This window comes from Lentzea rhizosphaerae (assembly GCF_042649515.1).
Classification (GTDB): domain Bacteria; phylum Actinomycetota; class Actinomycetes; order Mycobacteriales; family Pseudonocardiaceae; genus Lentzea; species Lentzea aerocolonigenes.
The window spans coordinates 65,528-78,226 of sequence record NZ_JBHRZI010000010.1 but is presented as its reverse complement, the minus strand read 5'-3'; the positions used below and the strand labels follow the sequence as shown (position 1 = coordinate 78,226).

Annotated in this window: 11 protein-coding genes; 8 read left to right on the top strand and 3 right to left on the bottom strand. The window is 72.6% G+C overall.

Annotated elements, in window-relative coordinates; genetic code table 11:
* Positions 1 to 25 precede the first annotated feature (25 nt).
* Together ACFOWZ_RS06790 and ACFOWZ_RS06785 are read left to right on the top strand one after the other, a co-directional pair.
* Positions 26 to 319, top strand: coding sequence for a phosphopantetheine-binding protein (locus tag ACFOWZ_RS06790; protein WP_382370260.1), 294 nt, complete (start codon positions 26 to 28; stop codon positions 317 to 319).
* Between the two features lie 29 nt (positions 320 to 348).
* On the top strand, positions 349 to 1,281 hold the full coding sequence (locus ACFOWZ_RS06785; protein WP_382370258.1) for a transglutaminase-like domain-containing protein: 933 nt from the start codon (positions 349 to 351) through the stop codon (positions 1,279 to 1,281).
* A gap of 96 nt (positions 1,282 to 1,377) precedes the next feature.
* Here the strand turns inward: ACFOWZ_RS06785 and ACFOWZ_RS06780 are convergent, their stop codons facing one another.
* The 3 genes from ACFOWZ_RS06780 to ACFOWZ_RS06770 form a co-directional block, all read right to left on the bottom strand.
* Positions 1,378 to 2,667 (bottom strand): MATE family efflux transporter, encoded by a 1,290-nt coding sequence (locus tag ACFOWZ_RS06780; protein ID WP_382370256.1) that lies wholly within the window; start codon positions 2,665 to 2,667, stop codon positions 1,378 to 1,380.
* Between the two features lie 244 nt (positions 2,668 to 2,911).
* Complete coding sequence (locus ACFOWZ_RS06775; RefSeq protein WP_382370254.1) at positions 2,912 to 4,261, bottom strand: hypothetical protein; 1,350 nt, start codon at positions 4,259 to 4,261, stop codon at positions 2,912 to 2,914.
* Positions 4,262 to 4,291: 30 nt separating this feature from the next.
* Complete coding sequence (locus ACFOWZ_RS06770; RefSeq protein WP_382370252.1) at positions 4,292 to 5,104, bottom strand: 4'-phosphopantetheinyl transferase family protein; 813 nt, start codon at positions 5,102 to 5,104, stop codon at positions 4,292 to 4,294.
* Positions 5,105 to 5,355: 251 nt separating this feature from the next.
* On the opposite strand from ACFOWZ_RS06770, the gene ACFOWZ_RS06765 reads away from it, so the two are divergent.
* From ACFOWZ_RS06765 to ACFOWZ_RS06740, 6 genes are all read left to right on the top strand, one after another.
* The gene (locus ACFOWZ_RS06765; protein WP_382370250.1) at positions 5,356 to 6,819 is read left to right on the top strand and encodes an amidase family protein; all 1,464 of its coding nucleotides are present in this window, start codon (positions 5,356 to 5,358) and stop codon (positions 6,817 to 6,819) included.
* Between the two features lie 300 nt (positions 6,820 to 7,119).
* Entirely contained in the window at positions 7,120 to 7,860 is a 741-nt protein-coding gene (locus ACFOWZ_RS06760; protein WP_382370248.1) for a nucleotidyltransferase family protein, read from the top strand.
* Entirely contained in the window at positions 7,850 to 9,400 is a 1,551-nt protein-coding gene (locus ACFOWZ_RS06755; protein WP_382370246.1) for a class I adenylate-forming enzyme family protein, read from the top strand. Before ACFOWZ_RS06760 ends, ACFOWZ_RS06755 begins: the two co-directional genes overlap by 11 nt.
* Entirely contained in the window at positions 9,397 to 10,707 is a 1,311-nt protein-coding gene (locus ACFOWZ_RS06750; protein ID WP_382370244.1) for a nucleotide sugar dehydrogenase, read from the top strand. Before ACFOWZ_RS06755 ends, ACFOWZ_RS06750 begins: the two co-directional genes overlap by 4 nt.
* Positions 10,700 to 11,659 carry an NAD-dependent epimerase/dehydratase family protein gene (locus ACFOWZ_RS06745; protein ID WP_382370242.1) on the top strand — a complete coding sequence of 320 codons (960 nt, stop codon included), beginning with the start codon at positions 10,700 to 10,702 and terminating at the stop codon, positions 11,657 to 11,659. The genes ACFOWZ_RS06750 and ACFOWZ_RS06745 overlap by 8 nt, the downstream gene beginning before the upstream one ends.
* Positions 11,656 to 12,699, top strand: coding sequence for a glycosyltransferase family 4 protein (locus tag ACFOWZ_RS06740; protein ID WP_382370240.1), 1,044 nt, complete (start codon positions 11,656 to 11,658; stop codon positions 12,697 to 12,699). Before ACFOWZ_RS06745 ends, ACFOWZ_RS06740 begins: the two co-directional genes overlap by 4 nt.

The following is a 12,699-nucleotide window of genomic DNA, read 5'->3' as shown; positions in this document are numbered from 1 at the left end:
ACCCGATGCCGACCGCGGAGGACAGGTGGGGACGTTGACCGACGACATCGGCGAGCTGATGTCGGTCGTCGCGCACACGATGGGCGACGTTCTGCTGCGTGCACCGCTGGCGCCGACCGAGGACTTCTTCGACTGCGGCGGCGACTCGATGCGGGCTGTCGAGGTGCTCTCCCGGCTGATCGAGCGGTACGGGCCGGTGGACGAGGAGGCTGTCGAGCGGCTCCGCTCAGAGCTCCTCACGGTGATCTTCGACGACGCCAGCCCCGCCGCGCTGGCGTCGGTCATCGTCGACCACAGCGGCATCGAGGTGGAGACGTGATGACGCGCCCGCAGAACGACGTGGCAGCCGTGACTGAACCCGTTGCGATCGACGAACTCGCCTTCTACGCCGGACAGAGCGCGGTCACCGACCCTGGACCGCTGGCCGCTCTCCTGGTCGACCTGCCGACCGACCCTCTGGCCGTGCGCACCGTGGTGCGCGGGCTGTTCACCCACTTCCGGTCCACCGACCTGGCCGCCCTCGGCATCCCGGCCGGTCGCCTGGGCGAGGTCGACCTGCGCTACTCCGAGGCGATGCTGCGGCGCATCATCGAGCTCGACGACCGGCCGATCGTCGAGGAGCGCCCACCCAACCGGCGGATGGTCGGCAGCTGCCGCGACTACGCCGTGCTCTACCTGACCCTGCTGCGCCACGCCGGCGTGCCGGCCAGGGCTCGCGCCGGCTTCGCCTCGTACATCATCCCGGGCTGCACCATCGACCACGAGCTGGTCGAGGTGTGGGACGACGTGCAGCGACGCTGGCGCCGGGTCGACGTCGAACTGCCCGACGTGCACGTCGACGAGACCGACGGGTTCAGCTTCAGCTCGTCGGACGTCCCGCCCGACCGCTTCATCGTCGCGGGCGACGCCTGGCTGCGCTGCCGGCGAGGGCTGGCCGACCCGATGTCGTTCGTCGTCGACCCCGACTTCGAGGACGGGCTGACGAAGGGCTGGCCGTTCCTGCGCCACAACCTGGTCGACGACCTGGCCGGGCTGAACAAGGTGGAGATGCTGCGCTGGGACTACTGGGGCATGACCCGCCACGGCGAGATCAGCGCCGAGGACGGCGCGCTGCTCGACCGGGTGGCCGCGGTGACCACGCCGGAGGTCCCGTTCGCCGAGGCCAGGCAGTTGTACGCGGGGGAGCCCGAGCTGCTCGCCGTGCCCCGGCGGGTGCTCAGCTACAGCCCGACGGCGCCGACCCCGGTCGAGGTGGACCTGGGGAACCAACATCGTCCATGAACGGCGCATTTGTGCACCTGAGGTCGACAGATGCGCCGTTCATGCCAGAGGCCGGGTTCCTGGGACGGCCGCTGTCGAGCTGTGGGACGGTGAACCTCAGTCGGCCTCAGCGAAGCGAATTCTGCCGCTGGGTGCCGGCCGGCTCAGTTTCCGGATGTACCGGATCGCGACGATCGGCACCGTGACACCGATCAGGTTGCACCAGGCCACCGTGTTGTAGAAGGCGGCGGCGCTGGGAACGAATGAGGTGACGACGTGTGCCGTCACCACGATCAGGGCGAAGTAGATGATGTTGAGAACGATCGCGAGGAAGCCGCCGCCGGTGTGCTCCATCACGGTGAGCGCGGCCAGCACCGGTCCCTGCACGACGTAGGTGAGCCCGATCGTCGTCAGGTAGGCCGCGGTGTGGTGCGCGATGGCGGCGTTGGAGTTCATGACGTCGGCGTACACCCCGCCGAGCAGCCAGACGCCCACCGCCACCACGAGGTAGAGGCTCGCCGCGATCTCCAGTCCGCTCCGCAGCGTGCGCCGGATGAGGTGCGACTCGCCGGCGCCGCGCTGCTGGTTGATCACGATGGCGGTCGCGGCGCCGAGCATGGTGCCGGGCAGGAAGATCAGGTTCTGGGCGGCGAGAGCGACGGAGAATCCCGCGATCGGATCCGGCCCGAACGGCCGGAGGACCTGGAGAACGGCCAGGTTGTAGAGCGCGATGAGGAGGAACGAAGCCGCCACCGGTGCACCGATGCGCCGCAGGTGGCCCAGCACCTCCGGCCGCCACGAGCGGAAGGCGGACGGCTGCCAGAGCTCGGTCCGCCGCAGGATGAGCAGCCCCGCGGCCAGCCCGATGAGACTGGACACGGCCAGCGAGATCGGGATGGCCGCGATGCCGATGCGGAAGACGAGCCCGAGCAGGGCCACGCCGCCGATGTTCGTCAGTGCCGCCGACATCGTCACCGCCAGCGCCTTGCGCACCATGCCGGCTCCGCGCAGGCTGGAGGCGGCGAGCGCCGGACCGATGGTGAGCAGCCCGGCGAAGACGGTCCAGCGCAGGAACTGCGCGAAGTCGGCACGAGCCGCCGGCTCGATCCGCAGCAGATCGGCCATCGCCGGCGCCGAGAACGCCAGCGCCGTGCAGACGACCAGTCCACCGCACAACCAGACACGCGCGATGCTGACCGCCGCGGCCAGCACGTCCTGCTCGCGGCCCATCCCCCGGCTGATGGCGGCGGACACCTGGTTGCTGACCGCGAACGCGACGCTGAGCGCGATCAGCACGTAGTCGATCGGCTGGTACAGCGCCCGCAGGTACAGCGCGGTGCCGCCCATCAAGCCCATGATGGCGACGATGCCGAGAAACACCAGGAATTCGACCGCCTCGGCGGCCATGAGCGGTAATGCCAGCCGTATCAGCGTCCGCCAGGTGTTTTTTCGCTTCGATGAATCAGTCACTGATCGGTCGCCGTTATTCCCGGCTTCAGGGCGCGCGACATCGCCGTTGGTCATGAATTTTCCCTCCGAGTGAACCTCGGAAAGGCTAACAATTTTTGTGGAAAAATTGCGACGCCCGCATCGTGGTCGGGACGACGTGGCCAAGCCGGCAGCGGCTGCCGAGGTGTGCGCCGTGGATGGCTCAGGTCAGGTCGAGGTCACGCAGCCGCGCCACCGGCACGTCGAGGTCTTCGACGGCCAGGTCGAGCATCCGCTCGACGTGCGCGATGTAGTCGCGCATGTGAGGTCCGGAGTAACGCCGCCGGTCCCACTTCACCTTGAGCAGCGCCTGGTCCATCAACGTGGAGGTGTTGAATTCCATGCCGACCCCGCCCGCCCCGGCCGGCATGACGGCCCACTCGTAGTGGTCTGCCTGCACCACGTGCTCGTCAACGGGCTTGCGGGCGGTGTCCCAGTCGGTGTCCGGCGACTCCCAGTGGCTGAAGGTGAACACCGGGCGCCCGCCGACGCCGGCGCGGTCGAACTCCTGCTCGGCCTGGCGCGGGTCGAACCTGCCGTGCCGCAGGCTCTGCGCCAGGCGCAGCGTCAGCCGGTCGCGCACGGTGCGCAGGGTGTCCTCGGGCCGCAGGCTTTCGGTGAGCGCACCCCACTGCATGGCCAGGCCGACGAAGGACTCCGCCTCGGGGGTGGCCCGGTTGCCGACGACGATGTTGACCCACGCGCCGTCGGTTCCGCGGACGCGGCAGAACGCGATCAACGCCAGGGACAGGGACAGGGCGGCGCGGGCCAGGCGGGAGTCCGGCTGGCTGCGGGCCAGGGCGCGCAGGAGCTTGCGACTGCGCAGCCGGCAGCCGTCCACGGTCTGCTCCGGGGCCGTCCCTCGTGGATCGCTCAGGCCGTGCTCCTCGGCCCGGCGCGCGGTGGAGACGAGGTAGCGGAGGTTGCGCGCGGAGAGCTCCGCGCCGCGCTCGCCGCGCTCGAACTCGAGGACGTCGTAGAAGGTCCGCTGAATCGGCGCGGACCGCTGACCGCGCAGGGTGGCCAGGAAGGCGGCGACCAGGGCACCGGCCCCGCTGGCGTCGACGAACGCGTGCGCGACCGAGATCTCGACGTCACCACCGGTGCCCGCGGGCGGCACCACGATCATCAGGTTCCCCGCGTCGGGGTCGGTCACGAACTGGTTGATCCGCCGGCCGGCGTCGAACAGCGCGTCGGTCACGAAGTCGAAGCACCACACCCCGAGCCGTTGCACCCCGTCCAGCACCACCGGGTCGTCGGGAGCCAGCACCTCCTGCCGCAGCTGCCCGTCGGCGCCGCGGCGCAGTCGCGACCGCAGCGGCGGGAAGCGGCGCACCAGTTCGCCGGCGATCGCCACCGCGTCGGGCACCGTGAGGCCGGGGCCGACCGGTACCGGCAGGCTGAGCTCGTAGCGCCAGGCGTCGTTCTCGTCCAGCGGCGGCGGGCCTGCCATCCACTGCTGCTGGGCCCAGGTCAGCGGGAACTCGCCGGTGTCGGCGTCCGATGGTGACATGTGGTTCGACCTCCTGCGTGGGTCGGTGGATCAGGACGGGCGATGCTGCGGATCGAGGAACTCGGTCAGCTCGGCGACGGTGCGCAGCGGCTGCAGCCGGGGCGAGGGCCGCAGCGGACCGGCGGCGGGCAGGTCGAGCACCAGCCCGGCCAGCCCGGCCAGCGGTGTGCCGGTCCACGACCGCTCGAACGCATCCGGGTGGGCTGCGGCCAGCCGGGCGGCGACGTCCACCGGCGGCGAGGCCTGGGACCGGTGCGCGGGCCGGTCCGCCCGCGGGGCCAGCGCCACCGCGACCGACAGCTGCTCGGCGCCCCATCGGCTGCTCGCGTAGACGAACGCGAGCCGGCGGGTGCCGCCACGACGGTCCGCGACGCCGCCGGCGGCGGCCGGCACCGCCAGCTGGTAGCGCCGCAGCGCGGTGTGCGCGTTCTCCGGGTCGGACTTGAACAGTGCCTCCTTCACCGTCCACAGCCGCAGCAGCTGTGCGGAACGGTCGGTGGGTGGCAGGGCATCGACGAAGGCGAGCTCGTCCGCGGTGCAGAAGTAGCGTGCGGCACGCCGCGGTAGCGGCCTGTCGGTTTCCAGATCGACCCCGACCCCGACGACCTCCGGGAGAACCGGGTCGTCGACCGCGGCCGCGCAGCCTCCGGCCGGACAGTGCGTCAACGAGACCGTCCGGTGGGGGAAGGTGTGGCCGGTGACCTGCGGCTCGAGCCCCAGCAGAACCAGCACCCGGCGCAGCGCCTCCCGCGACGCCGCCTGGTCGCGCCGGCGGGCGGCGGCCGGGGCGGTGCCGGTGGCCGGGCAGGGCTGCGCGGTGGTCCGGGCGATCAACACCCGCACCCGGCTCACCGCCGCGCCAGTCGGCCGGGCGGCCCGGCCGCAGTTCGTCGCGCCATCTGCCGGACGGTAGTCGGCGGTTCGGATTCAGGTCAGTGCGCGAACGGCCATGCCTGATTTCCCGGCTCATTTGTCATTCGGCCCCGGCGTGAGGCCGTGCACAATTCGCCGAGGCCCATGCCGAAGGGCGGGGAAACAGCCGGAAATGCGTCGGGCCTCGCGCACCGACTCGCCGCGGACCGAGCCGAGGTGTGATGGACGACGAGCTGTGCTGGTGGCCGGCCCGACAGGTGGCACGGGCGATCGCCGACGGGCAACTCTCCGCCCGGGAGTACCTGCGCGCACTGCTGGCCAGGATCGATCGCCACGACGGCGCACTCGGGCTCGTGGTGACCCGCAACGAACGCGCCGAGGCCGAGGCGCTCGCGGCCGACGAGGCGGTCGTGCGCGGTGACCCGCTGCCGCCACTGCACGGCGTGGCGATGACCGTCAAGGACAGCTTCGCCACCGCCGGGCTGCGCACCACCGGTGGTCTGCTGCCCGACTTCGTTCCGGACGAGGACGCGGCCGCTGTGGCCGGGGCCCGGCGAGCGGGCGCGATCATCCTCGGCAAGACCAACCTGCCCCGTGCCTCGCGCGACCTGCAGGCCTACAACGACCTGTTCGGCACCTCCCGCAACCCGTGGGACCCGACGCTGACCACCAGCGGCTCGTCCGGTGGTGCCGCGGGCGCGCTGGCGGCCGGGTTCACGCCGCTGGAGATCGGCTCGGACGTCGCCGGGTCCATTCGGATCCCGGCCGGGTTCTGCGGCGTCACCGGTCTCAAGCCGACCTACGGCACGGTCTCGATGTACGGCCACGTCCCGCCGATGCCGTTCAACCGGGCCCTGCCCGACATCGCCGTGGTCGGACCGCTGGCCAGGGACGTCGACGACCTGGAGATCCTGTTCGACGCGATCAGCGGCCCGGACCCCTGGGACCGGGACGTCTGGCGGCTGAGCCTGCCCCCGGCCGGCCGGCCGCGCCGGGTGGCGGCCTGGTTCGACGACCCGTACTGCCCGGTGGACGGCGAGGTGCGAGCGGCGGTGGAACACGCCGCCGACGCGCTCGCCCAGGCCGGAGTCGCGGTGCGGGCCACCAGCCCGCTGGGGATCCGGCTCGAGCAGAGCGACCAGATCTTTCGCAGGCTGATCGCGGGTACCGCCATCGACGACATCTCCGGCGAAGAGGCCGAGCTGATCGACACCGGCGTCCTGCCGCCCACCGGTGTGCTGGGCGGCGAGCACGTCCACCAACGCCATCGCGACTGGATCGTCGCCAACGAACTGCGCACCCGGATGGGCCTGCGCTGGCAAGCGTTCTTCAGTCGCTACGACGCCCTGCTGCTGCCGGTCGCGCCGAACACCGCGCCGGCCCACGACCACCGCCCGTTCGCCCAGCGCACCATCACCGTCGACGGCCGGCAGCGGCCGTACTGGGACCAGATGGTGTGGGCCGGAGTGACTGGCGTGTGCTACCTGCCGTCGGTCGTCGTCCCGGTCCGCCTGGACGCGCGCGGAGTGCCGATCGGGGTGGCGGTAGCCGGTCCCCGCCTGGGGGACCGAACGGTGCTGGAGACCGCCAGGGTGCTGGCTCGGGCGCTGGGTCCGATCGGCCGTCCGGCGTTGGAGTCCGGACCGTCCGCGGTGCCGCCGGACGGTGTGCGCGCCGCGAGCTGACGACCGGCTGAGCCGCCGTCCCGTTCACCTGACCTCCGCCCCTCGAGGGGCCGGTTCGTCGTGCCCGTCGCGCGTCACGTCCGGCCGCAGCCGGTGTTCTGTCAAGGCCGGCCGGCCGGATCGGCGGCGCACCTTCGGCTATGGCTGGGATGTGCGGTTGTTGGCGCGGCCGGACGAGTATTTCGGGCCGGCCGAAGCCGATCGAAAATCGTGTTCGTGCCGAAGCTCGGAAGAACTGCCGACGATCGGTTGCGCCAATCGTCGCCGATTGTCCGGCCGACCCGATGAGTGGGAGTTGATGTGCGCGCAATCATCTTCGCCGGGGGCAAGGCGCAGCGCCTGCTGCCGCTCACCGAGGAGCGACCGAAAATCCTGATGGACATCGGGGGCCAGCCGCTGCTCGACATCCTCCTGCGGCAGTTGCGCGATTCCGGGGTCGAGCGGGTCACCCTCTGCGTGTCGCACCTGCAGACCGCCATCCGCGAGCACCTGTTCGAGGCGATCCCGGAGGGCCTGGTGGTCGACTTCTCGGTGGATGCCCAGCCCAGGGGCACCGCCGGCCCGTTGCTGCTGGTCGCGGACTGGGACGAGCCGACCCTGGTGCTCAACGGCGACGTGCTCACCGATCTGGACTTCGCCGACGTGCACCGGGTGCACCAGAGCAGCGGCTGCGCGATGACGATCGCCTGTCGGCAGACCGAGGTGACGATCGACTCCGGTGCCCTCGAGATCGTCGACGACCGGGTGTACCGGATGACCGAGAAGCCCCGTTTCCGGGCCGACGTCAGCATGGGCGTCTACGTCGTCGACCCGTCCGTGCGCTCGTTCATCCCCGCGGATTCGGTGGTCGACATGCCCGACCTGATCACCTCGCTGATCGGCGCGGGTCAGGCGGTCGGGGCCTACCGGTTCACCGGCAGCTGGCACGACATCGGCACCCCCGGCCGCTACGAGCGGGCGGTGGCCGAGTTCACCGACACCCCCGAGGTCTACCTGCCCGGCGTCGGCCGGGGCGGCTTCCGGATTTCACATGCCAACTGACCGGCACCCAGGGGCCGCGCCGCAGACCGACCACGACGCCGTCGCCGCGCTGCGGGAACGGCTGACGGCCCACGCCGACGAGCGTCCGGACGCCCCTGCCGTTCGCTGGCGCACCGCCGCCGGCTGGTCCGAGACGACCTGGCGGGAGCTGGCCGGGACCGCGCGGCGCGTGGCCGATCGCGCGACCGCCGAGCTGCCCGCCGGCCGCGCGGTCGTGGTGGCGACGGTGAACACCGGTGCGCACGTGGCCGTGCTGCTCGGCCTGCTGGCCGCCGGGTTCGACGTCGTCCTGGTCGAGCACGACAGCTCCTACCTGGCCGACCCGTTGTCCGCGGTGTACGCGGCCCGCCCGTGCGCGGTGGTCGCGGCGGTGGACGGCCCGCGGCCCGCGGTGACGGGGGAGCTGCGCCGGCTGGCCGTCGAGGACCTGGTCGCCGGCCCGGCGCCGGCGCAGTGGCCGGACCAGGCGCCCGGTTCGGCGACCGTGCTGCAGCTGACCTCCGGATCGACCGGCGAACCCCGAGCGGCCGCAGTCCCCCTGGGCTCGGCGTTGCGTGGGGGCGCGCTCTACCGCGACCTGTTCGACCTGGACGAGCGGGACACGATCCTGGCCGCGGTTCCGCTCGCGCACTCGTTCGGGTTCGTCGGGGCGTTGTGCGCCGCGGTGCTGTCCGGCGCCACACTCGCGCTGCTGGTGCGGTTCACCGGGCGCGGCCTGGTCGAGGGGCTCGACGCGGGCGTGACCGCGCTGCTGGCCACGCCGTTCGTGTACGGCCTGGTGCCGGACCTGCTGCACGGGCGACGCCCGCCAGACCGGCTGCGGGTCGCCCTCTGCTCGGGCGGATCGCTCACCACGGCGGCTGCCTCGGCTGCCGCCGGCCGTCTCGGCTGCCTGGTCCGTCAGATCTACGGCTCGACCGAGACCGGACTGATCGCCTGCCACTTCGGCCGGCCCCAGCCGTGGCCGGCCGAGGGGGTCGGCGGATTCGTCCCCGGTGTGCGGTGGCGGGTCGAACCGGTTCCGGACTGCGACGCCGGGCGTCTGCTGGTGCGGACGTCCACGATGTTCACCGGCTACGTCGGCCGGGGCCGGGCCGAGGCGCTGCGCCCGGACGGTTACTACGACACCGGCGATCTGGTCGACGTCAACGGCGCCGGGGACGTGACGATCGTCGGCCGCAAGGCGACCTTCATCAACGTCGGCGGCCGCAAGGTCAACCCGCGAAGGCTGGAACGGCTGATCGGTGAGCTGCCCGGCGTGCGAGCGGTGCACGTCTGGGGGCTACCGGACGCCCGCGGCAACGAGGAGATCCACGCCGTGGTCGAGCTGGCACCCGGCACCGATCCGGCAGCGGTGGTCGCCGGCTGCCGGCAGCGGCTGACCGCCTACGAGGTTCCACATCACGTCCACGCCGTCGACCGGCTGCCGCGCACCGCGCTCGGCAAGGTCTCCGCCGCCGCGCTGCGGGACCTGATCGCCGATCGGAGCGCCGGTGCGCCGGACGGCACCACAGCCACCAGGAGGGGTACCCGTACATGATCACTTCACCGCCAGAGGTCGCCGTCGTCGGACTCGGCTACGTCGGCCTGCCGCTCGCGGTCGCGCTGGCCCGCGCCGGAGTCCGCGTCGTCGGAGTGGACGTCAACCCCGACGTCCGGGACGCGGTGACGCGGGGCCGGCCGCCGTTCTTCGAACCGGGCCTGGCCGAGGCGCTGGTCGCGCTGGACGACGGCGCGCTCACCGTGGCCGACCGGCTACCCGATTCGGTGCCCGGCGCAGTGATCATCTGCGTGGGAACCGCGGTCGATCCGGCCACCGGTCGCTGCGACCTGGGCCCGCTGAGGGCCGCGGCCACCGCCGCGGCCGCGGCGATCACCCCGGACACGCTGGTCGTGGTGCGCAGCACCGTGCCCGTGGGTACCTGCCGCGACCTCGTCGAACCGGCCCTGCGGCAGGTCACGGCGTCGCCGCTGCTGGCCTTCTGCCCCGAGCGGATCATCCAGGGCTCGGCGATGGCCGAGCTGGCCTCGCTCCCGCAGATCGTCGGCGGCCTCGACGACGCCTCGGCCAAGCGGGCCGAGGCCCTGTTCGCGGCGGTCTGCCCGGACCGGGTCCTGGTGTCCTCGCTGGAGGCCGCCGAGATGATCAAGCTGATCTGCAACGCGCACACCGACCTGATCTACGGATTCGGCAACGAAGTGGCGCTGGCCGCCACGGCGCGCGGTCTGGACGCCACTGAGCTGATCACCGCCGCCAACCTCCGCTACCCCCGGCCCGACCTGTCCCGGCCCGGCTTCGTCGGCGGGAGCTGCCTGACGAAGGACCCGTACCTGCTGATGCACAGCGCAGCCGCCGTGGGCCACGCCGAAATGCCGATGGTCGCGGCGGCCCGGCGGACCAACGAACGCGTCCCCGGCCACGCGGTCGAGCGGGTGATCGCGGCCCTGACCGACCCGGACCCCGACCGGCTCGCCGACGCCAAGGTCCTGGTGTGCGGCATCGCCTACAAGGGCCGCCCGGAGACCGACGACGTGCGCGGCAGCGCCGCCACCGAGGTGGCCGCCCTGCTGCGCGGCCGGGTGGGCCGGCTTGCCGGTCACGATCCGATCGTCCGTCCGGAGCGCATCGCCGACCTCGGCTACCAGCCGGTCGGGCTGGACGAGGGGGTGGCTGGCGCCGACGCGGTCGTGCTGCTGTCCGACCACCCCGGCTACACCAGGCTCACCGCGGACTGGCTGACGGACCGGATGCGCGGCCGCGGTGTCGTGTTCGACATGTGGGGCCTGCTCGATGCCGAGCTCACCGGCGTCGAGGAGCTCACCTACCTGCGGTTCGGCCGTGGCTGACCGCGCTCTGGTCACCGGAGGGGCCGGGTTCATCGGCCTGCACCTGGTGCGACGGCTGCTCGACGATGGCGTGCAGGTCACCGTCCTGGACGACTTCTCCCGCGGCGTCGACGACCCCGAGCTGCAGGCCCTCGCCGGTGACGTGCACCTGGTCCGCCACGACCTGACCACACCGCTGCCCGCCGACCTCGAGCGGTGCGATGCCGTCTACCACCTGGCCGGAGTGGTCGGCGTGCAGCGGGTCATCGACCGGCCGGTGCACACCGTGCGCACCAACGTGCTGGCCACCGCATCGGTGCTCGACTGGTGCGCCCGGACGCAGCCGAGCGTGCTGTTCCTCAGCTCGACCAGCGAGGTCGGCGACGGTGCCGTGACCGCAGGGCTGGCCGAGCTGCCGGTCCCGGAAGACGTGCCGTTCGTGCTGTGCGAGCCGCGCTCGCCGCGTGCGTCCTACGCGTTGAGCAAGCTCGTCGCCGAGTACCTGTTCCTGCACGCCGGCCCGCCGAGCCGGGTGCGGGTGGCCCGCTTCCACAACGTCTACGGCCCGCGGATGGGCAGCGAGCACGTCGTGCCGCAGCTGATCGAACGGGCACTGGCCGGCACCGACCCGTTCCCGCTCTACGGCGGGAAGCAGACCAGGGCGTTCTGTCACGTCGACGACGCGGTCGAGGCGGTGCTGCGGCTGTGCGCGGTTCCCGAGCCGGACCCGCTGGTGGTCAACATCGGCAACGACCGGGAGGAGATCGAGATCTTCGACCTCGCCCGACGGATCTGCGCCCTCGCCGGAACGCGACCCGAGTTCGCCGTGCGGCCCGCCCCCGGCGGCCCGCTCCGCCGGCTGCCCGACCTGACCCGGCTGCGTGAGCTGACCGGCTACGAGCCTGCCGTCGCCCTCGACGCCGGGCTGCGGTCGACGTTCGACTGGTACGCGGCGCAGCGGGGCGCGTCATGAGCCGGGTCCTGATCGCGTTCGGCGGCTACGGCGGCGAGTGGACCGGGGCCGAGCGGATGGCCTGGAAGACAGCCGAGCACCTCGCGACGCACGGGCACACCGGTGCCGTGCTGACCGACTCGCTGCCACCGCGAGCGCCGGACGCCGGCCCCTGGCCGCGCGTCCGCGACCCGCGCGAGTTCGGGCGCCCGGACGTGGTCCACGCCTTCGACCTCGCCCGCCCGCAGCAGGTGGCGGTGGCCCTGGCCGCCGCCAACGACTTCGGGTGCCCGTTCGTGCTCACCCCGGCGACCGCCGTCGAACTCTGGCCCGATCCCGATCTGGGCAGGGCGGCCTGCCGGGCGGCCGCCGCGGTGTACGTGCTGACCAGCGCCGAGGCCGCCAACGTCATCGCCGCCGGCGCGGACCCGGCGGCGATCCGGTACATCCCGCAGGCTCCGCACCTGGACGCACCGGTGGACCCGAGCGGGCTGCGGGCCCGCTTCGCGGGGGCCACCGGAACCGTGCTGTTCCTGGGGCGACGGACCGCGTTCAAGGGCTACCCGGTGCTGCTCGCGACCGCGCCGCTGGTCCGCCTGAGCCGCCCAGGGACGGCGTTCTGGCTGGCCGGACCGGGCGCGGACGACCCGGCCACCTCGGCCGCCGACGGGCTGCACGACTTCGGCGTCGTCGACGCCGCGGTCAAGCACCAGCTGCTGGCCGCCGCGGACGTGCTTTGCCTGCCCTCCACCTCCGACGTGTACCCGCTGGTCTTCGTCGAGGCCTGGGCGTGCGGCACGCCGGTGGTCAGCGGACCGTTCCAGGGAGCGGACGAGGTGGTCCGGCACGGTGTGGACGGCCTCGTGGTCGACGCCGAACCCGGCGCGCTGGCCGAGGCGCTGGTCGGCCTGCTGGCCGACGAACCGAAGCGCCGCGCGATGGGTGCGGCGGGCCGCAGGCGGGTCGAGCGGGAGAACACCTGGGTGCACGTGGCGGCCGCGGTGACGGCGGGCTACCCGGCGGAGTCCGCGTGGCTCCCGGTGTCCGGCGGTGACCGGTGA